The sequence below is a fragment of the Skermanella sp. TT6 genome (assembly GCF_016653635.2).
Lineage (GTDB): Bacteria > Pseudomonadota > Alphaproteobacteria > Azospirillales > Azospirillaceae > Skermanella > Skermanella cutis.
In genome coordinates, this window is record NZ_CP067420.1 from 3931950 (window position 1) to 3951951 (window position 20002).

The 20002-nt window shown below is 69.4% G+C and carries 19 protein-coding genes; 9 read left to right on the forward strand and 10 right to left on the reverse strand.

All coding sequences use genetic code 11. From position 1 onward, the window contains the following. Positions 1 to 6 precede the first annotated feature (6 nt). The gene (locus IGS68_RS18370; RefSeq protein ID WP_201072383.1) at positions 7 to 1971 is read left to right on the forward strand and encodes a M1 family metallopeptidase; all 1965 of its coding nucleotides are present in this window, start codon (positions 7 to 9) and stop codon (positions 1969 to 1971) included. 12 nt (positions 1972 to 1983) lie between these two features. On the opposite strand, the gene IGS68_RS18375 is transcribed toward IGS68_RS18370, so the two are convergent. From IGS68_RS18375 to IGS68_RS18385, 3 genes are read right to left on the reverse strand one after another with little or no spacing between them, the layout of a single operon-like run. Continuing rightward, positions 1984 to 2433, reverse strand: coding sequence for a DNA polymerase III subunit chi (locus IGS68_RS18375; RefSeq protein ID WP_201072385.1), 450 nt, complete (start codon positions 2431 to 2433; stop codon positions 1984 to 1986). A gap of 48 nt (positions 2434 to 2481) precedes the next feature. Further along, the gene (gene csb2 / locus IGS68_RS18380) at positions 2482 to 3360 is read right to left on the reverse strand and encodes a type I-G CRISPR-associated protein Csb2 (RefSeq protein ID WP_201072387.1); all 879 of its coding nucleotides are present in this window, start codon (positions 3358 to 3360) and stop codon (positions 2482 to 2484) included. A gap of 4 nt (positions 3361 to 3364) precedes the next feature. Next, positions 3365 to 4867, reverse strand: a complete 1503-nt coding sequence (locus IGS68_RS18385; protein ID WP_201072389.1) for a leucyl aminopeptidase — start codon at positions 4865 to 4867, stop codon at positions 3365 to 3367. 252 nt (positions 4868 to 5119) lie between these two features. On the opposite strand from IGS68_RS18385, the gene lptF reads away from it, so the two are divergent. The 5 genes from lptF to rsmA all read left to right on the forward strand — a co-directional run bounded on the left by lptF (position 5120) and on the right by rsmA (position 10488). Beyond that, positions 5120 to 6244 (forward strand): LPS export ABC transporter permease LptF, encoded by a 1125-nt coding sequence (lptF, locus tag IGS68_RS18390; protein WP_201072391.1) that lies wholly within the window; start codon positions 5120 to 5122, stop codon positions 6242 to 6244. 5 nt (positions 6245 to 6249) lie between these two features. Then, the gene (gene lptG / locus IGS68_RS18395) at positions 6250 to 7344 is read left to right on the forward strand and encodes an LPS export ABC transporter permease LptG (protein ID WP_201072393.1); all 1095 of its coding nucleotides are present in this window, start codon (positions 6250 to 6252) and stop codon (positions 7342 to 7344) included. Positions 7345 to 7436: 92 nt separating this feature from the next. Continuing rightward, positions 7437 to 8618, forward strand: a complete 1182-nt coding sequence (locus tag IGS68_RS18400) for a peptidylprolyl isomerase (protein WP_201072395.1) — start codon at positions 7437 to 7439, stop codon at positions 8616 to 8618. After that, a complete protein-coding gene (pdxA, locus tag IGS68_RS18405) occupies positions 8618 to 9655 on the forward strand; it encodes a 4-hydroxythreonine-4-phosphate dehydrogenase PdxA (RefSeq protein WP_201072397.1) in 1038 nt (345 codons plus the stop codon). Before IGS68_RS18400 ends, pdxA begins: the two co-directional genes overlap by 1 nt. Beyond that, entirely contained in the window at positions 9652 to 10488 is an 837-nt protein-coding gene (rsmA, locus tag IGS68_RS18410) for a 16S rRNA (adenine(1518)-N(6)/adenine(1519)-N(6))-dimethyltransferase RsmA (RefSeq protein ID WP_201072399.1), read from the forward strand. Before pdxA ends, rsmA begins: the two co-directional genes overlap by 4 nt. Positions 10489 to 10667: 179 nt before the next feature. On the opposite strand, the gene gmk is transcribed toward rsmA, so the two are convergent. Then, complete coding sequence (gmk, locus tag IGS68_RS18415) at positions 10668 to 11321, reverse strand: guanylate kinase (RefSeq protein ID WP_371821915.1); 654 nt, start codon at positions 11319 to 11321, stop codon at positions 10668 to 10670. Between the two features lie 14 nt (positions 11322 to 11335). Then, positions 11336 to 12202 (reverse strand): YicC/YloC family endoribonuclease, encoded by an 867-nt coding sequence (locus tag IGS68_RS18420; RefSeq protein ID WP_201072404.1) that lies wholly within the window; start codon positions 12200 to 12202, stop codon positions 11336 to 11338. A gap of 132 nt (positions 12203 to 12334) precedes the next feature. Between IGS68_RS18420 and IGS68_RS18425 the strand changes: the two genes are divergently transcribed. After that, positions 12335 to 13114 carry an SDR family NAD(P)-dependent oxidoreductase gene (locus tag IGS68_RS18425; protein WP_201072406.1) on the forward strand — a complete coding sequence of 260 codons (780 nt, stop codon included), beginning with the start codon at positions 12335 to 12337 and terminating at the stop codon, positions 13112 to 13114. Between the two features lie 9 nt (positions 13115 to 13123). Here IGS68_RS18425 and IGS68_RS18430 read toward each other — a convergent pair whose 3' ends face one another. Next, complete coding sequence (locus tag IGS68_RS18430; protein ID WP_201072408.1) at positions 13124 to 15016, reverse strand: ABC-F family ATP-binding cassette domain-containing protein; 1893 nt, start codon at positions 15014 to 15016, stop codon at positions 13124 to 13126. Between the two features lie 175 nt (positions 15017 to 15191). On the opposite strand from IGS68_RS18430, the gene ndk reads away from it, so the two are divergent. After that, positions 15192 to 15614: a nucleoside-diphosphate kinase gene (gene ndk, locus IGS68_RS18435; RefSeq protein ID WP_201072410.1), complete on the forward strand. Its 423-nt coding sequence runs from the start codon at positions 15192 to 15194 to the stop codon at positions 15612 to 15614. Between the two features lie 37 nt (positions 15615 to 15651). Here ndk and IGS68_RS18440 read toward each other — a convergent pair whose 3' ends face one another. The 4 genes from IGS68_RS18440 to purM all read right to left on the reverse strand — a co-directional run bounded on the left by IGS68_RS18440 (position 15652) and on the right by purM (position 18617). Next, the gene (locus IGS68_RS18440; RefSeq protein ID WP_201072413.1) at positions 15652 to 16605 is read right to left on the reverse strand and encodes a lipid II:glycine glycyltransferase FemX; all 954 of its coding nucleotides are present in this window, start codon (positions 16603 to 16605) and stop codon (positions 15652 to 15654) included. Between the two features lie 54 nt (positions 16606 to 16659). Then, a complete protein-coding gene (locus tag IGS68_RS18445) occupies positions 16660 to 16800 on the reverse strand; it encodes an aa3-type cytochrome c oxidase subunit IV (RefSeq protein WP_201072415.1) in 141 nt (46 codons plus the stop codon). A 93-nt stretch (positions 16801 to 16893) separates the two neighbouring features. Then, positions 16894 to 17547 (reverse strand): phosphoribosylglycinamide formyltransferase, encoded by a 654-nt coding sequence (purN, locus tag IGS68_RS18450; RefSeq protein ID WP_201072418.1) that lies wholly within the window; start codon positions 17545 to 17547, stop codon positions 16894 to 16896. Next, positions 17535 to 18617 (reverse strand): phosphoribosylformylglycinamidine cyclo-ligase, encoded by a 1083-nt coding sequence (gene purM, locus IGS68_RS18455; RefSeq protein ID WP_201081478.1) that lies wholly within the window; start codon positions 18615 to 18617, stop codon positions 17535 to 17537. The genes purN and purM overlap by 13 nt, the downstream gene beginning before the upstream one ends. 106 nt (positions 18618 to 18723) lie before the next feature. On the opposite strand from purM, the gene IGS68_RS18460 reads away from it, so the two are divergent. Next, complete coding sequence (locus tag IGS68_RS18460) at positions 18724 to 19983, forward strand: DUF2066 domain-containing protein (protein ID WP_201072420.1); 1260 nt, start codon at positions 18724 to 18726, stop codon at positions 19981 to 19983. Positions 19984 to 20002: the final 19 nt, after the last annotated feature.

Below are 20002 nucleotides of genomic sequence, written 5' to 3' on the forward strand. Positions count from 1 at the left end.
TCCGGCATGAAGAGCGGCTTGGCCGCCATCGGCGCGATCTTCTGGTTGATCCTCGCTTCGCCATGCCCCGCCGCCTCCGCTGCCGAAGTGACCCATGACGCCGCCATAGACCTGGATCCGGCGGAGCGGCGGCTGGAGGTGACGGACCAGGTGACGGTGACCGGCGGCGCACCGTTGGAATTCCACCTGTCGCCAAGGTTCTCGCCCGTCCGCGTCGAGATCGACGGCCGCCCGGCCGACGCGGTCGGCGGCCCGACGCACTGGCGCGTCCCGGCCGCCGCCGCGGGCGTCGGTCGGGTGACGATCCGCTATTCCGGCACGCTGGCGCCGCTCGACGACAGCGGCAGCCCGTTCGGCGGCGACGAGCCCGGGTCGGGCGAGGCGGGAAGCTTCCTGCCGGGAGGGGCGGGTTGGCTGCCCCGATTCGACGCGGACCGCACGACCTATCGGCTGGCCGTCCGGGTCCCGGAAGGGTACCGCGCCGCCGTGACCGGCGACCTCGCCGAGGAGACTCCCGAGAGGTCCGTCTTCACGGTCGATCCCGCGGTGGAGGAGCCGTCGCTGTTCGCCGGCCGTTGGCAGATGCGCGAACGCATGGCGGGAGGGCTGCGGCTGAGGACCCTGTTCGAACCCGACCTGGAACATCTGTCCGACGACTATCTCCAGGCATCGGAAAGCTACATCGCGCATTTTTCCGAGCGGATCGGGGCCTATCCGTTTTCCGGCTTCTCCATCCTCTCGGCCCCTCTGCCGGTGGGGCTGGGCTTCGCCGGCCTGACCTATATCGGCCGGCAGGTGCTGCCGCTGCCCTTCATGCGCGGCCAGTCGCTGCCCCACGAGATCCTGCACAACTGGTGGGGCAACGGCGTGCTGGTCGACTACACCTCCGGGAACTGGTCCGAGGGGCTGACGACCTACATGGCCGATTACGGCCTCACCGCCGAACGCGACCCCGACGCCGCGCGGGAAATGCGCTTCGGCTGGCTGCGCGACTACGCGGCCCTGCCCGAGGCGCGGGACGGTTCGCTCGCCGGCTTCACCGCACGGGTGCATGGCGCCGCGAAGATCGTGGGCTACAACAAGTCGGCCTACCTGTTCCTGATGCTGCGCGACATGCTGGGGGACGAGGCGTTCGACCGCGGAATCCGGCTGTTCTGGGACCGTCACCGCTTCCGGAAGGCGGGCTGGAGCGATCTGCGCGCGTCCTTCGAGGCCGCCTCGGACCGTGACCTGGGCGGCTTCTTCGACCAGTGGGTGAACCGGACCGGAGCGCCGGGGCTTCGCCTGACGGAAGCGTCGGCAACCCGGCTGGGCGAAGGCTACGCCCTTGCCGTCCGGATCGGCCAAGGTGAGCCGGCATATCGGCTGGACGTACCCGTGGTCGTCGAGACGACGGGTGGACAGGTCCGGCGGACGATCCCGCTGGCCGGGAGCGAGGCCGCCGGGACGATCGACCTGGACGCTCCGCCGCTGAGCGTCGCCGTCGATCCCGAGTACCGGCTGTTCCGCCGGCTGGCCCCGGGCGAGGCCCCGCCGATCCTCCGCGACGTCACCCTGGACCCGGCCACCCGACTCGTGCTGGCCGGCCCCCATCAGGATCTCGGGCGCGCCCTGGCCTCCCGCCTGATGGATGCCGGGGCGGCGGCCGGCGAACCCCGCGCCGGAGCGCCGGTCGCGGTGATAGGCATCACGGCCGACGTGTACGAAGCCCTGCCGCGCCTCGGGCTGGAGCCGGTCCCCGGAAGGCTGGCGGGCCAGGGAACCGCCAGGGTCTGGACCGGGCGGACGGCGGCCGGCGCGCCGGCCCTGGTTGTGGCGGCGGACGACCGCGCGGCGCTGGAGTCTCTGCTCCGTCCCCTGCCCCATTACGGCCGCCAGAGCTACCTGGTCTTCCAGGGGCGCGAGGCCGTGGAGCGGGGCATCTGGCCGCCGGGCGACAACCCGCTGAAGCGGTCCGTCGCGGTCGAGTGAGCCGTCCGGGGCTCAGGCTTTCTTTTCCCAGCCTCCGCGCTCGGTCTGCTGCCAGTAGGTCAGCGCGTGCCCGTCGTCCTTGTACTGCTTCCAGCGGCGGCGCGCGGCCTGCACGGCGTCGTAGTCGTTGCCGTCGAACATCTCGCAGACCAGGGTGAAGCCGTCGAGCCGGTCCGAGACCCCGCCGTCGGTCAGGATCAGGACCGTGGCGCCGTTGGGGTTCTCGTCCTCGGTGGTGATCCAGACCGGCTGGTGCTCCGCGTCGCCGTCCCGGGCGCTGCCGTGGGGCAGGAAGCCGAAATCCTTATAGGTCCAGAGGTGCTGGGTGAGCGCCTCGACCCGCTCCTCCGATCCGGCCATGACGACGGCCCGCCATCCGCGCTCCAGGGTCTTCTCCAGGATCTGGGGCAGCGCGTCCTCCAGCGTCTTGCGCTGGAGATGATAGAAGCGGATTTCCGTCATGATTCGATCCGGGATGCTGTCAGGCAGGCAGGCGGGCAGGCTTGGGCTTCACGGCATCGTAGCGGGACAGGCCCTGGAAGGACAATCGGCGGCGTCGGGACGGTCCCGGCGCGGGTCGGCCGCGATCGGCATGGCTGAAGAGGGACTGAACAGCCCCAGCCCGAAATGACAGCCCCAGCCGATCGCAAGCGGCCCGGCGACCGGCTCGGAGAAAGTCAGGCGCCAGAATGCCGCGTCGGTCTCGCGGCCGGCGGGGCCATGGGCGATTGTTCTCCGATCCAGCCGCAGAACGAAGTCGTCCGGCCGCACCGGCGCGCCGTCGCGTGCGACCGGTCCCGCGACCTGTTCCAGGCGTCGCGGCGCCGGAAGGCCGCGCCGATCGAACTCGCGGCGGATCTGGTCGGCATTCGTGAAGCCGCGGCGGGTATGCCAGGGCGGCACGTGGGGCGTCACCGATTCCCAACAGGCCGACGGTCCGGCCAGCCGGGATGGCGCCCGTTCCGCTTCGCCCAGCCAGACGCACCGTATCGCCCATTCGCCGTTCCGGCCGTCGAACAACCGGTCGTGGGTCGCCAGGGAAGCCACCGCGTCGCGGCCGAAACCCGCCGATGCGGTGATCAGGACATGGTCCAGCACGCCGTCGCCATCGGCGTCCTCCGGCAGGAAGAAGGCGTGACGGTGCCGCGGGTCGCGGTCGACGCCGTGGCCGCTGATCACCGGCGGCACGCGGTCGGCCCCGAGCATCCGGCCGGCGTGGCCGATCGCGGCGCGGCGCGCCAGGTCGCCCAGAAAGAAGGTGGCGGTCAGCGGCGGGCGGGTGTCGCCGAACAGGCGCCAGCGTACACCGGTCGGTATTCCCTGGAACTCCGTCGCAGCGACATGATCCGCCCGGGCGCGCGGAAAAACCGGTTCCCGCGCGCCGCTCATCCGATTACCCCTCGTACACGTCCGCGACGTAGCGGTCGAGCAGGCGAACGCCGAAGGACGTGGCGCCCTTCGGGATCGTGCCGGCGTCCTTCTTCGACCAGGTCACGCCGGCGATGTCCAGGTGCGCCCAGGGCACGTTGTTGACGAAGCGCTGCAGGAACTGGGCGCCGATGATGCTGCCGGCATCACGGCTGCCCGCGATGTTCTTGACGTCGGCCGCGTCGGAGTTGATCGCCTTGTCGTACGCCTCGTTCAACGGCATGCGCCACAGCTTCTCGCCGACCTTGCGGCCCGCGGCGGTCAGCTGCTCCGACAGGGCGTCGTCGTTGGAGAACAGCCCGGCATGCTCGGTCCCCAGCGCCACGATGACGGCACCCGTCAGGGTCGCCAGGTTGACCATGGCGGTCGGCTTGAACGTGTCCTGGGTGAACCACAGCGCGTCGGCCAGGACCAGCCGGCCCTCGGCGTCGGTGTTCAGCACCTCGATTGTCTGGCCGGACAGGCTGGTCACGATGTCGCCGGGCCGCTGGGCGCTGCCCGACGGCATGTTCTCGACCAGTCCGACCACGCCGACCGCGTTGACCTTGGCCTTGCGGGCGGCCAGCGCCTTCATCAGGCCCAGGACCACGCCGGCGCCGCCCATGTCCCACTTCATGTCCTCCATCCCGGCCGCGGGCTTGATGGAGATGCCGCCGGTGTCGAAGGTGACGCCCTTGCCGACGAAGGCGACCGGCCGCTTGTCCGCGGCCTCGGGGGCGCCGTCGTACTTCATGACGACCAGGTACGGCTCCCGCACGCTTCCCTGCGCCACGCCGAGCAGCGCGCCCATGCCGAGCTTCGCCATCTGCCCCTGGTCGAGAACCTCGACCTCGACGCCCAGGTCGGACAGTTCCAGGCAGCGGTCGGCGAGCGTGCGCGGATAGAGGATGTTGGCCGGTTCGGAGACGACGTCGCGGGTCAGGAAGACGCCGGAAGCGACCGCCTCGCGGTCGGCGAACAGCTTCTCCGCGGCATCCGCGCCCTTGGTCAGGAGGCTGACCGCCTGCAGCGCGGGCTTGGCTTCCGGCTTCTCCTTCGTGCGGTACTTGTCGAACCGGTAGGAGCGCAGCAGCGCCCCGAAGGCGATCTCGGCCGCCATGGCCGACGGCTCCAGCGCCACGCCCGCCGCCTGCTCGACCACCACCGACGCCTCGGCCGCGTTTTTCCCCAGGGCCGCCACAATGGCGCCACCGGCATCCTGCAGGATCAGGTCGGTGACCTGCTCCGGCTTGCCGAGGCCGACCAGGACGATGTGGTCGAGGTCGACCCCGCCGGGCGCCACGATGGTCAGGACCTCGTCGGCCTTGCCGGAGAACTTGTTGGCGGCCATGGCGCGGGTCAGGGTGCCGCCGGTCTTCCCGTCGAGGTCGGTGCCGGCGGGCGTCAGCGTGCGTTCGGCGAGGACGGGCAGGACGAGCGAGCCGGATGTGGGCAGCGACGAGGTCAGATCGGAGAACGTGAATTTCATGTCTACCCTCATGGGTTATCGCCCTCATGTTTGAGCGTATGGGGCCAGATGGGGCTTTTTGTCCCGGCGGCAATTTGGCCGGCCCGGCATCGGATGGTTGTTTCGACGGCGCGTGTCCGATAAAGAACACGGCCACTACGCTGTCAAGCTATGCCGACCAGGGCTCGTGCGCCACTTTCGTCCGTCGGGCCGCTGGCAGGGCCGATACTCCGGGTACTGGACGGCGGATTGGCCAGGTATAAGTGCGAGTCCATGAAACGGTTGACGCTCTATCTCTTCCGCCACCTGGCCGTGGCGACCGTCTTCGTCACCGCCGGTTTGACGCTTGTCATCTGGCTCACCCAGTCGTTGCGCCTTCTCGAGATCGTGGTGGACGGCGGGGCGCCGGTCTACCTGTTCCTTCAGCTCATGGTGGTCACCCTTCCCACGTTCCTGTCGATCGTGCTGCCGATCAGCCTGCTGGCCGCCGTGCTGTTCACCTACAACCGCCTGACGATGGATTCGGAACTGGTGGTGATGCGGTCCGCCGGGCTGGGTCCGTGGGGGCTCGCCAAGCCCGCGTTGATCCTGGCCCTGCTGGTCACGATGATGGGCTACGGGCTGACGCTCTACCTCGCCCCCGTTGCCCACCGCGAGCTGAGCCGGCTGGAAAGCCTCGCGAGGAGCGAGTTCTCGACGGTGTTCCTGCGCGAAGGCGTCTTCAACGAGGCAGGCGACGGCGTCACCGTCTATGTCCGGCGGCGGATGCCGGACGGTGAATTGCAGGGCCTGCTGATCCACGACACCCGCGTGCCGGGCAAGCCGGTCACGATCAATGCCGACCGCGGCATGACCGTGGAGGGCGAGGCGGGAACCCGCGTCGTCGTTTTCGACGGCAACCGCCAGGAGGTAGACCTCGCGACCGGCCGCATGTCGCAGCTGTATTTCGACCGCTACGCCGTCGACCTCCGCATCTTCGAGAAGCAGTTCGCCGAACGTGTCCCGGACGCGCGGGAGCGCTCGACCGCCGACCTGATGCATGCGGCCGACGACCCGGACCTGCTGCCCTTCAGGAGCCGGCTGACCGCGGAGCTGCACCAGCGCTACACCAGCCCGATCTTCGCGTTGGGCTTCACCATGATGGGCGTGGCGATCCTGCTGGTGGGCGAGTTCAACCGGCGCGGCCAGAGCCGGCGCATCGTCGCGGCCGTGGCCGGCGTGCTGGTCCTGCAGAGCGCGGCGCTCGGCATCACCAACCTGGCGGTCAACAACAACGCCTTCATCCCGCTCCTCTACGTCGTCGCCGCCGTCCCGCTGGCGGTCGGCGCCTTCCTGATGATCGGGCAGCGGCTGCGGGGCTCCCGCGGCATATCCCGTTTCCAACCGACGGCGGGGTGATCGGGATGAGGACCTCGGCCACGCTCTCGCGCTATATAGGGCGGCAGTTCCTGCTCTACTTCTGCATGCTCCTGGGCATCCTGCTGGCGGTCATCCTGCTGCTGGACACGGTGGAGTTGCTTCGCCGGGCCGCCGGGAAGCCCGACGCGACCTTCTCGGTCGTCGTGCGGATGGCGCTGTTCAAGCTGCCGGAGATCGGCCAGCAGGTGTTCCCGTTCGTGATCCTGTTCGCCGGGATGTTCACCTTCTGGCGCCTGACCCGCAGCCAGGAGCTGGTGGTCGCCCGCGCCGTCGGGGTCTCGGCCTGGCAGTTCCTGGCGCCGGTGCTGATCGTCGCGCCGCTGATCGCCGTGTTCCAGGTGACCGTGATCAACCCGGCCGGATCGGTGCTGGTCGCCCGGTACGAGAAGATGGAGGACCGGTACCTGCGCGGCCGGACCAGTTCGCTGGTGGTGTCGGGCTCCGGCCTGTGGCTCCGCCAGATCCAGGAGAACGGCCAGTACCTGATCCACGCCGACACCGCCGAGGCCGGCACCACCACCCTGCGGCCGGTCAACGTCTTCATGTACGACGCCAACGGCGAGTTCGCGAGCCGGATCGACGCCACCTCCGCGACGCTGGAGCCGGGTCACTGGATGATCCGCCAGGGCTGGCTGAACACCGGGGCGGGTCCGGCGGAAGCCTTCGACTCCTACCGGCTCGACACCGACCTGACGCTGGAGCGCATCCAGGAGAGCTTCGCCTCGCCCGACAGCATGTCCTTCTGGGAACTGCCGGGCTTCATCAGGACGCTGCAGGAAACCGGCTTCTCCGCGACCCGCCACCGGCTGCATTTCCAGTCGCTGCTGTCGACGCCGCTGCTGTTCTGCGCCATGGTGCTGTTCGCCGCCGCCTTCTCGCTGCGCCAGACACGGCGGGGCGGAACCATGATGATGGTGGCGGGCGGCGTCGTGACCGGCTTCGTGCTCTTCCTGTTCAGCGACGTGGTCCGCGCCTTCGGCATATCCGAGACGATCCCCGTGCCCCTGGCGGCCTGGGCTCCGGCCGGGGCGAGCCTGCTGCTCGGCATCGCCGTGCTGCTCCACCTCGAGGACGGATGACCATGCCGGCGAGCACTCCAGCGTTTGCTTCCGACCCGTATTCGAACCCGTGACCGCCCAAAGCATTGGAAGGGCCGAAAGTGCATAGATTCATGCTTTACCCGATCAGCCGCCGCATACGACGGAGCTGGAGCGCCGCAATCTTCACCGCGGCCTTGATCGCTTCGGCCGGCACCATGGGACCCCTTCCGGCGGCCGCGCAGTTCGCCACGCCCCAGACCGTTCCCCAGGGCGACCAGCAGCAACAGCAGCAGCAACGTCCTGCGCCGCAGCAGACGGCTCCTCAGCAGACGGCTCCCCAGCAGACGGCGCCGCGGGCCGCTCCGCAGGCAGCACCACGTCCGGCGGCACCCGCCCAGCAGTCGCGCCCGGCCGAGCCACCCGCGATCGCACCGCCGCCGGCGCGTTCGGTCGAAGGCATCGCCGCCGTGGTGAACGACGACATCATCTCGATGTCCGACCTTTCCGCCCGGCTGCAGCTGGCGCTGGTCTCCTCCGGCCTGCCCGGCACCGCGGAGGTCCGCCAGCGGCTCACCCCGCAGGTGCTGCGCAGCCTGGTCGACGAGCGGCTGCAGATGCAGGAAGCGTCGCGGGCCAATATCTCGGTGACCGACAAGGAGATCGACGACGCCTTCGGCCGGGTCGCCGAGCAGAACCAGATGAAGCGGGACCAACTGGAGAAGATGCTCTCCAGCCAAGGCGTGCCGCGGAGCGCGCTGGAAAGCCAGATCCGGGCCACCATAGGCTGGGGCAAGCTGGTCCAGCGCCGCCTGAGGCCCAGCATCGAGATCGGCGAGGAGGAGATCGACGCGGTGCTCCGCCGCATCGAGGCCAACGCGGGCAAGCCCGAGTACTTGGCCGCCGAGATCTTCCTGGCCGTCGACTCGCCCGAGCGGGAGGAGGAGGTCCGGCGTCTGGCCGACCGGCTGGTCGAGCAGATCGGCCAGGGCGCCAGCTTCCCCGCCGTGGCGCGGCAGTTCTCGCAGTCGGCCGGCGCCACCAACGGCGGCGACCTGGGCTGGGTGCAGCAGGGCCAATTGCCCGACGAGCTCGACTCGGCGCTCCGCGATCTGCGTCCGGGACAGGCCTCCCGCCCGATCCGCAGCCTGACCGGCTACCATATCCTGCTGCTGCGCGAACAGCGGACCACGGGGACGGTGCTGCCGCCGCGCGACCAGATCCTGGGGGCCCTGGGCCAGGACCGCCTCGACATGCTGCAGCGCCGGCTCCTGCGCGACCTGCGCATGTCGGCCTTCGTGGACCTGCGCGTCTGATGGGCACCGGCGGCGGGCCACTCGCCCTGACCATGGGCGAGCCGTCGGGCATCGGCGGCGAATTGGCGCTGATAGCCTGGGCGGCAAGGCGGGACCGGTCGGTTCCGGCGTTCGTGCTGCTGGACGATCCCGCCCGGATCGAGGCGCTCGGCCGCCTCGTCGGCCTGCAGGTCCCGGTCGCCCCGGTGGGAGATCCGGCGGAAGCGGTCGCCGCGTTCGACCACGCGCTTCCGGTCCTGCCCGTCCCGCTGGACCATGCTGTGGTACCGGGGAAGCCCGACCCGGAGAACGGGGCCGCCGTCCTCGCCAGCATCGAGCGCGCAGTCATGCTGGTCCAGGCCGGCGCCTGCTCGGCCATGGTGACCAACCCGATCCAGAAGAGCGCGCTGTACCGGGCCGGCTTCGGCTATCCCGGCCATACCGAATACCTGGCCGCCCTGGCCGGAATGGTGACCGAGCCGGTGATGATGCTGGCGGGCGGCGGCCTGCGGGTCGTCCCGGTGACGATCCACCTGCCGCTGCGCGACGCGATCGACGCCCTGACCACCCAGGGGATCGTGCAGTGCGCGCGGGTGACCGCCGCCGCCCTGTCCGCGGACTTCGGGATCGAGAAACCCCGGCTCGCCCTGGCGGCGCTCAATCCCCATGCCGGCGAGGGCGGCACCTTGGGCACCGAGGAGATCGAGATCATCACCCCGGCGGCGACCGTGCTGAAGCGCGAGGGGTACGACGTGATCGGCCCGCTCCCCGCCGACACGCTGTTCCACGCCGCCGCCCGCAGGCGGTACGACGCGGTGCTTTGCATGTACCACGACCAGGCGTTGATCCCGCTGAAGACGGTGGATTTCGACACCGGGGTGAACATCACGCTGGGCCTGCCCTTCGTGCGGACCTCCCCGGACCACGGCACGGCCCTGGACATCGCCGGTACCGGTAAGGCCGGCCCCGCCAGCCTGATCGCGGCGCTGAAGACGGCCGTGGAAATGGCGGGCTTCCGCGCCGCGCGGCGGTACGTTCCAGAGCGCTGCGGGAGATGAGCCGGATCGACGACCTGCCGCCGCTCCGCGACGTCATAGCGCGCTTCGACCTGGGAGCCCGCAAGGCGCTCGGGCAGAACTTCCTGCTCGACCTGAACCTGACGGGACGGATCGCCCGGGCGGCCGGCGACCTGGCCGGCGTCACGGTGGTCGAGGTCGGTCCCGGCCCCGGCGGATTGACGCGGGCCCTGCTGAACACGGATGCCGCCGGGGTGGTCGCGATCGAACGCGATGCCCGCTGCATCACCGCGCTGGCCGATCTGGTGGAGGCGGCCGAGGGCAGGCTGCGGCTGGTCGAAGGCGACGCGCTGGAAGCCGCCGTCGAAGCCCTGGCCCCTGCCCCGCGCGCCATCGTCGCGAACCTGCCCTACAATGTCGCCACGCCGCTTCTGATCGGCTGGCTGCGCCGGATCGAGCGGTTCCGCAGCCTGACGCTGATGTTCCAGCGAGAGGTCGCCGACCGGCTGGCGGCGAAACCGGGCGGCAAGACCTATGGCAGGCTGTCGGTGATCGCGCAATGGCGGGCGGAGGTGCGTCCGCTGTTCAACCTGCCCGCCCGCGCCTTCACGCCGCCGCCGAAGATCGAATCGACGGTCGTGCAGCTCGTTCCGAGGCAGGCTCCGGAACCCGCCGAGTTCGAGGCTATGGAGGCGGTGACCGCCGCCGCCTTCGGCCAGCGCCGCAAGATGCTGCGGGCCAGCCTGAAGTCCCTGGGCGACGCCGAGTCGCTGATCGAGCGGGCGGGACTGGTGCCGACCCAACGCGCGGAGGAAATCCCCGTCGCCGGCTTCGCGGCCCTGGCGCGGGCATACCGGGAGCGCGTAGAGCGCTAGGGCTGTACCCGATCAGGTCGATCCGCCCGGGACAGCTGATCCGATGCGTTGCGCCATGGGCGCAACCTACGGCTCGCATCAACTCCGCCGTGCATCGAGCCGTAGGTTGCGCCCATGGCGCAACGCAGTGCGGCGAGTGGAACGGCCGGCTGCGGAAACCGCGCCAGCGCGTGAAATCCTCAGAGGCCGTCCTGGAGCTGCCGGACGAAGTCGGCCAGACCGACCTGGCGCCGCCGCTTGAGGCGCTCGGCCTCGAGGATGGTCTGCACCTGCTGGACGCTTGACTCGATGTCGTGATTGACGATCACGTAGTCGTAGTCGAAATAGTGGCTCATCTCGTCCGACGCCTTGGCCATGCGGCCGGCGATCACCTCGGCGCTGTCCTGGGCGCGGGCATACAGCCGGCGCTCCAGTTCCTTGGCGGACGGCGGCAGGACGAAGACGCTGACCAGATCGTCCCGGGCGTTCTCGGCGAGTTGTTGGGTTCCCTGCCAGTCGATGTCGAACAGGATCTCCCGCCCTTTGGCAAGCGCCTGCTCGACCGGCTCCTTCGGCGTTCCGTAATAGTTTCCGAAGACCCGCGCGTGCTCCAGCAGCTGGCGCTCGGCGACCATCTGCTCGAACCTCTCGCGATCGATGAAGTGATAGTCGACCCCGTCGACCTCCCCCGGCCGCATCGGGCGGGTGGTGACCGATACCGACATGGTCAGGCTGCTGTTGCGCTGAAGCATGCGGCGCGCGATCGTGGTCTTGCCGGCGCCCGACGGCGACGACAGCACCAGCATCAGCCCGCGGCGTCCGATCTTGGCCGGGCCGGGTCCGGCTGGCTGCATGTCCATGGGTACGGTCATTCGATGTTCTGTGCCTGCTCACGCAACTGTTCGATGGCGGCCTTGAGGGCGAGGCCGGTGCGGGTCAGCTCCACGTCGGACGACTTGGAGCACAGGGTGTTGGCTTCCCGGTTGAATTCCTGGCACAGGAAGTCGAGCTGCCGGCCAATCGCGCCACCCTTGGCCAGCATGTCGCGCGCGGCGGCCACGTGGGCACGCAGCCGGTCCAGCTCCTCGCGCACGTCGGCTCGGGCGATCAGGAGCGCCGCTTCCTGGGCCAGCCGCTCCTCGGTCAGGCTGGGCACCGCGTCCAGCAGGGCGGCGACCTGCCCGCGCAGCTTCTGCCGGAGCGCCTCCGGCTGGAGCGCCGCGCAGGCGGAGGCCTGGTCGGTCAACCGGGCGATCTCGTTCAGGTGCTGGTTGAGCACTTCCACCAGCCGCGCCCCCTCCGCCAGCCGGACCGCGCCGAGACTGTCGAGCGCCTGCTGGAGGGTCGCCGCCATGGCGGCTTCGAGTCGCTCGCGGTCGTCGCCGAAATCGGCGTCCTCGACCGTCTCGACCACGCCCCGCACCGCGAGCAGCGAGTCCAGCCTCGGTTTCTCCGTCGTCCCGCCGAGTTCGCCGGCAAGGGCGATGAGCTGGTCCAGCAGGTCGCGGTTGATCCGGACCTGATTCGGCGCGGCCGTCCGGGTGACCGCCAGGGACACGTTGACGCTGCCGCGGCGCACCCGCTGGGGAACGGAGGTCCGGGCGACCGGCTCCAGCGCGTCGAAGCCCGGCGCCAGCCGGCAGCGGAGGTCGAGGTTCCTGCTGTTGACGCTCTTGATCTCGAAGGTCCAGGCATACCCCTGGTCGCGCCCTTCGGCCCGGGCGAAACCAGTCATGCTGGCGACTTGTTGTTGAGCGCTCAACGCTGCCTCGCTAGTACCGTTGGGTGGCCGCCGTTATACCCCTCGCATCCCTTGACAACAAGCGACACCCGCCTCCGCTCCGATCCCGACGCCCGGAAACACGTCATGCGCGATCCCCGTACGATCCTGATCACCGGCGCCTCCAGCGGCATCGGCGAAGCCCTGGCCGAAGCCTATGCCGGCCCCGCGACGATGCTGGTGCTGACCGGCCGCGACCGGACCAGGCTGGACGCGGTGGCGGCCCGCTGCTCCGCGCGCGGGGCCGATGTCCGGGCGACGGTTATCGACGTGACCGACCGCGAGGGCATGCGGCGGTGGCTGTCCGGGGTCGATGCCGTGTCGCCGATCGACCTGTGCATCGCCAATGCCGGCATCAGCGGCGGGACCGGCGGCGGTGACGGAAAGCGCGGCCGGGGCGAGAGCGAGGAGCAGGCCCGGCGCATCTTCTCGGTCAACCTGGACGGCGTGCTGAACACCATCCACCCGCTGATCGGCCCGATGACGGAACGCGGACGCGGCCAGCTTGGGCTGGTCAGCTCGCTTGCCGGATTCCACGGCTATCCTGGAGCCCCGGCCTACTGCGCCAGCAAGGCGGCGGTGAGGAGCTACGGCGAGTCGCTCCGGCTGGCGCTGCGGCCGAACGGCATCCAGGTCTCGGTGATCTGCCCCGGCTTCGTGCGCAGCCGTATCACCGACCGCAACCGCTTTCCGATGCCCTTCCTGATGGATGCCGACCGGGCGGCCCGGATCATCCGGCGCGGCCTGGAGCGCGACCGTGCCCGCATCGCCTTCCCGTTGCCGACATACTTCATGAGCTGGCTGGTCGGCGCCCTGCCCGCCGGGCTTGCCGACGTCCTTCTGGCTAGGACGCCGGCCAAGGAGTGAGCGGTGCGCTCAGGCGGCGCCGGCCGCCTCCGCCTCGGCGGTCTCCAGCGCTTCCAGCGCCTCCATCCAGGTGTCCTCGGCGGTGCCGAGCTTCTTCTGCACCTCGCCCAGGTCGATCTGGAGCTTGGTCACCTTGTCCGCCGGGCCGCTATAGAGGGCGGGATCGGCCAGCTTGGTCTCCAGTGCCTGCCGCTCGCGGGTCAGCCTGGCGATCAGCTTCTCGGCATCGTCCGCCTTGCGCTTGAGCGGCGCCAATGCTGCCCGCAGCTCGGCGGCGGCGCGGCGCTGGTCCTTCTTGCTGGGCCCGGCGTCGCGGTCGGCACCGTCCGAGCGGTCGGCCCGGCTCTTCTCCAGGAGAAGCTTGCGGTAGTCCTCCAGGTCGCCGTCATAGGGCCTGCAGGCGCCGCCGTCGACCAGCCACAGCCGGTCGGCGGTCAGCTCGATCAGGTGGGGGTCGTGGCTGATCAGGATCACCGCCCCCTCGAAGCCGTTGATCGCCTGGATCAGCGCCTGGCGGCTGTCGATGTCCAGGTGGTTGGTCGGCTCGTCGAGCATCAGGACATGCGGCGCGTCCCGGGTCATCAGGGCGAACAGGAGGCGGGCCTTTTCGCCCCCCGACAGCTTGCCGATCTGGGTGTCGGCCTTCTGCTGGGGAAAGCCGAAGCGGCCGAGATGGGCGCGGACCTTTTCGTCGACCACGTCCTTCATCCACAGCCGCGCCTGGGCGACCGCGGTCAGGTTGAGGTCCAGTTCCTCGGCCTGGTGCTGGGCGAAATAGCCGATCTTCAGCTTGCCGGACTTCCGCATCTCGCCCTTCAAGGGGGCGAGCCGGCTGGCCAGCAGCTTGACCAGGGTCGATTTGCCATTGCCGTTGGCGCCCAGCAGCGCGATCCGGTCGTCCAGGTCGATGCGCAGGTCCAGCCCGCGCAGGATCGGCTTGCCGTCGTAGCCGACATCGACGTCCTCGAGCTGGATCAGCGGCGGTGCCAGCGGCTCGGGCGACGGGAAGTCGAAACTGACGGTGTGATCCTCGACGATGCTGACGATGGGCTCCATCCGCTCCAGCATCTTGATCCGGCTCTGGGCCTGCCGCGCCTTGGACGCCTTGTAGCGGAACCGGTCGATGTAGGACTGGATATGCTTTCGCTGGGCGATCTGCTTCGCCTGGTTGGCGGCCAGCCGCTCCAGGTTGGCGCGCCGGGTCCGCTCGAACTGGTCGTACCCGCCGGCATAGGAGACCAGCTTGCCCTGGTCCAGGTGGACCGTGGTGGTCGGCACCTTGTTCAGCAGTTCGCGGTCGTGGCTGACCAGCAGGATCGTGTGCGGATAGTTCCGCAGGTAGTTCTCCAGCCAGATCGTCGCTTCGAGGTCCAGGTGGTTGGTCGGCTCGTCCAGCAGCAGCAGTTCCGGCTGGGCGAACAGCACGCCGGCCAGCGCCACGCGCATGCGCCAGCCGCCGGAGAAGTCGCTGCAAGGCCGGGTCTGCGCCTCCGCGTCGAAGCCCAGGCCCGACAGGATCTGGGCGGCGCGGGCCGGGGCCGAGTGGGCGTGGATGTCGGCCAGCCGGGTGTGGATCTCGCCGATGCGGTGCGGGTCGCGGGCGGTCTCCGCCTCGGCCAGCAGGGCCGTGCGCTCCACGTCGGCGGCGAGCACCGTGTCGATCAGGCTGACGCCGCTGCTCGGCGCCTCCTGGGCGACGATGCCGAGGCGGGACTCCGCGGGCATGGTGATGGACCCGCCGTCCGGGGCCATCTGGCCGGCGATCAGGCGCAGCAGGGTCGTCTTGCCCGTGCCGTTGCGGCCGACCAGCGCGACGCGATGGCCCTTGGGAATGGCGACGGTGGCGTGGTCGAAGATCACACGCCCGCCGAAGCGGAAAATCAGATCGTTGATGTGAAGCATGCCGGGGCTGGTGATAGCATGGCGGACGGGCGGTTTTGAAGGGACTGGAAACGGAAATCGCGATGGCGCCGTAAGGGGCGCCGGAAGCGTCCGTTGAAAAAGCCCCGTTGCTAACCCGGTCGATGCGCGTATATAACGCCGCGAATTTTGCGAGAGCACACAGGAGCCTTCCAACATGGCCGTCGAACGGACCTTGTCCATCATCAAGCCGGACGCGACCCGCCGGAACCTTACGGGCAAGATCAATGCCCGCTTCGAGGAAGCCGGGCTGCGGATCGTCGCGCAGAAGCGCATCCGCCTGACCAAGGAACAGGCGGAAAAGTTCTACGAGGTCCATGCCGAGCGCTCGTTCTTCGGCGAGCTGGTCGACTTCATGATTTCGGGTCCCGTGGTGGTCCAGGTGCTGGAAGGCGAGAACGCCGTCCAGCGCAACCGCGACATCATGGGCGCAACCAACCCGGCGAACGCCGCCCCCGGCACGATCCGCAAGGACTTCGCCGAGTCGATCGAGGCCAACTCGGTCCACGGCTCGGACAGCCCGGAGAACGCCGCCCGCGAGATCAAGTTCTTCTTCAGCAAGAGCGAGATCGTTCCCTGATACGGACCCCGGTCGGGAACTGACGGTATCGGGACGGTTAGACGTATCCGCCGACGAGGCGGAACGGCTGTCCGCCCATGCCGATCTTGAACCGGGCGATCCCCGGCGTCGTCTCGTTGATGCCGCCGAGGTCGAAGCCGGTATGGCCCCGGGCCTTCAGCCACAGCGCCGACTGCCACAGCAGCAGGTGATGGGCGCGCAAACCGCGTCCTTCCTCCCCGTTCCAGCCGACCTGATAGGTCGCCGCGGCACCATGCCGCACCAGCAGCACGCCGGCGACCGGCCTGCCCTGGTGAACAGCCCTGAGCAGGACCGGCGGTGTCGATTCAGCCGACAGGTTATGCAGGACGCGCAGGAAGGCGGGTGACGGTCCGCGGTAGTTCCGCGCCATCTTGTCCTGCAGGTAAAGCTCCATCAGCCAGTCGAAATGGACGGCCGCCGTGTCGACCTCGACGGTAAGGCCGTTGCGTTCCGCCTGATGGAGCTTGTTGCGCCATTTGCGGTCCAGCCCGGCCCTCAGGGCGTCGGGTTCGGGAGCGAGGTCGAGCCAGACCGATTCGTACCCCTCCTCCCTCCGATGGAAGCCGGTCTCCGCAAGGCGCTTCCGCGCGGCCTCGCCGTCGATCATTTCGGGATGGAAGACGAGGGGCCGACCGCGCAGCAGGTGATAGCGGTCCCGGATCATGCGCAGGACCAGCTTCAGCATCTCACCCGGGATCTCGTCATAGATCCACAACGGGCCGCGATAGATCCTGCAGGTGGTCAGGAACGGCAGCCAGCGCCTGGTCTGCACCTGGACCAGGCCGACCGGCTTGTTCTCGAAGCGGATGATGCCGAAATCGGCCTTCCATCCCTCGGTCTTGGCCAGCGCCAGGCCATATTGCCAGGACTGTAGCAGCGTCGGGCGCTTGCACCGGGCCAGCAGGGCATCCCACTGGGAGAAGGTGCAGTCGTTCCAATCAATGCGGAAGGGATTGAACGGGGGAGTCATGGAACCGGGCGCGACCGCCGCGCTGTAGGAGACGGGCGCCACCCGGTCGAGGCGTCAGAGAAGGAAGATCGCCATGAGAACCAGGATGACAACGACGGCGATGGTGCCGTACTTCGTCAGCATGGTGAAAAGCTGATAGGTTTCCAAATGGGCGCGGAACTCTTCGTTCCGAAGATCGTCGTTATTGTCGGCCACGGCCATCTCCAACCTCTGCGCTGTTATTCGGTTTTCGGCGGTCCCGATTTAAGGGACGGCCGGTCGATTTACAAGCGCTATCCGCGATCGGATTCATGCGGGAGGGTTCAGCACCGGCTCTTCCGCCAGGAGGGAGCCCTGGGACAGGACGACCCGCTCCCCCTCGACTCGGGCCCTGCCCTCCGCGATCAGGCGAAGCGCCAGGGGATAGCACCGGTGCTCGGCAACCAGCACGCGGTCGCCCAGGGCGTGGGGGTCGTCCTCGGGCAGGACGGGGACCGCGGCCTGGACGATGATCGGTCCCTCGTCCATGGCGGGGCGGACGAAATGCACCGTGCAGCCGGTGAACTTGACGCCGGCCTCGATCGCCCGGGCATGGGTGTCGAGCCCCTTGAAGGACGGCAGCAGCGAGGGGTGGATGTTGATCAGCCGGTCGCGCCAGCGCTCGACGAAGTCGGCCGTCAGAAGCCGCATGAATCCCGCGAGGCAGACGAGCTCGACTCCGGCCGACCTCAGCGCCGAGTCCATCGCGGCCTCGAAGCCGGGCTTGTCGGCGAAATCCCGGTGACTGACCACCGATGCCGGGATGCCGGCCGTCCTGGCCCGTTCCAACCCGAAGGCATCGGCCTTGTTGGACAGCACCAGCACGATCTCCGCCGGAAAGGAGGGATCGGCGCAGGCGTCGATCAGGGCCTGGAGATTGCTTCCGCGGCCCGAGATCAGGACGCCGACCTTCAGCCGTGCCACGCCGCGTCCACTCCGTCGATCACCACGCGGTCGACATCGCCGATCGCGGGCTGCACCTCGCCGATCCGGTAGACCGTCTCGCCGGCCTCCGCCAGGATGCGCTGCGCCTCGCCGGCCTTGTCCGCCGCCGCGATGACGACCATGCCGATGCCGCAGTTGAAGGTGCGCGCCAAGTCGTCGTCGCCGATGACGGCCGACTCAGCCATCCAGCGAAACACCGGGAGCAGCGGCCAGGCCGAGGCATCCAGCGAGACGCCGAGGCCTTCGGGCAGCACGCGGGGAATGTTGTCGATCAGGCCGCCGCCGGTGATGTGGGCCAGCGCCTTCACCGTGCCCGCCCGAACGGCGGCCAGGACCGGCTTGACGTAGATCCGGGTCGGCGTCAGCAGGGCCTCGCCGACGGTGGTCCCGGGCGCGAACGGCGCCTCGTCCTGGTAGGACAGCCCGGCCTTCTCGACGATCCGGCGCACCAGCGAATAGCCGTTGGAGTGGACGCCGCTCGACGCCAGCCCCAGCACCACGTCGCCCGCGGCCACGTCGGCGCCGGTCAGGATCTGCCCGCGCTCGGCCGCCCCAACGGCGAAACCGGCGAGGTCGTAGTCCTTGCCCGCGTACATGCCCGGCATCTCGGCCGTCTCGCCGCCGATCAGCGCGCACCCGGCCTGCCGGCAGCCTTCGGCGATGCCGGCGACGATATCCCGCCCGGCCGCCACGTCGAGCTTTCCGGTCGCGAAATAATCGAGGAAGAACAGCGGCTCGGCGCCCTGTACCACGAGGTCGTTGACGCTCATGGCGACCAGGTCGATGCCGATCGTGTCGTGCTTGCCGGCCGCGATCGCGATCTTAAGCTTGGTGCCCACGCCGTCGGTGCTGGCGACCAGGATCGGGTCCTTGTAGCCGGCCGCCTTCAGGTCGAACAGGGCACCGAAACCGCCCAGTCCCGCATCCGCCCCGACCCGGGCCGTAGCCTTCGCCAGCGGCTTGATCGCATCGACGAGGGCAGCGCCGGCATCGATGTCGACCCCGGCATCCTTATAGGCGTCGCCGGTGTTATTCGGTGTGGTGCTGATGGCGTCCTCGCGTGCGCTGGGTTATAAACCGGGCCGGTCCCAGGTCATGAACAGCATCACGGGCCGGCATCAAGGGCCGAACATACTCGAAACGGAAGGCTTTGCAATGCTTCACCGCCGTCCGCTGGCATGCCTGTTCCAGCTAGTCCTCGGCTTCGCGCTGCTGGCTTTTTCCGCCCCGGCGCGGGCGCAGGAAAGCAGCGATATCTTCACCGTGAAGGACGTCGCCGTCGACGTCACGGCAGACAATGCCGCGGCGGCGCGCGACCGTGCGATCACCGAGGCGCAGCGCAAGGCGTTCGCCGAACTGTACGGCCGGCTGAGCCCCGTTCCGGGCGCCCGCGCGCCGGAACTGAGCGACCTGGAGGTGGCAAGGCTGGTGCAGGACTTCGAGGTGCAGCGGGAACGCAGTTCGGCCGTGCGCTACCTGGCGACGCTGACCGTACGCTTTCGCCCCGCGAACGTACGGACGCTGCTCCAGGACAAGGGCGCCAGCTACGTCGAGGTCCGCAGCCGGCCCGTGCTGGTGCTGCCGGTCTACCAGTCGACCGGCAATCCGCCGGTCCTGTGGGAGGACCGCAGCGCCTGGCGCGCCGCGTGGGAGAATTTCCCGCCGCCTCAGGGCATGGTCCCGATCGTCGTCCCTTACGGCGAACTGACCGACATCGCCGACGTCAGCGCCGCCACCGCGCTCGAAGGCGATACCGGCGGGTTCAACGCGATCGCGGAGCGCTACGGCGCCAGCGACGTGCTGGTGGCCGTGCTGGGGGTTCGCGGAACGGAGCCGGACCCGTCCCAGCCCAACACCGTCAGGCTGACCCGCTACTCGCCGGACGGGACGAGACGCAGCGATACCGTCACCGTGCCCGCCGCTCCCGGCCAGACCGTGGACGCCTATCTGGCCGGCGGGGTCGCCGCCGTCGTCCGCTCGCTGGAGGAGAAGTGGCGGCAGGCCAACACCGTGGCCGCCGGCCCGGAGCAGACCATGCAGGTCGCCGTCCCGATCGCCGGGCTCGACGACTGGGTCCAGACCAAGCGGCGGCTTTCACAAGTTCCGACCGTGACCAGCGCCGACCTGATGTCGCTGACCCGGTCCGCGGCGCGGGTCGAACTGACCTACCGGGGCTCCCCCGAGGTGCTGAAGACCGCGCTGTCGCAGCAGGACCTGGAACTGACCGAGGCGGCGCCGCTCGACCAGGGCGCCGCCCAGGCCGGTCTGCCCGCGGTGCCGGCAACCGTCGCGGCGCCGGTTTCAGTGATGGGACCGGCCGGGCAGCCGGTCGGCGTCTACCAGCCGGGGCCCGTCTGGCAGCTGCGCTGGTCCGGATCGCGGGCACCTGGACCGGTCGGCCGAACCTTCCGGTGACGGTCCGGGTCCAAGCATC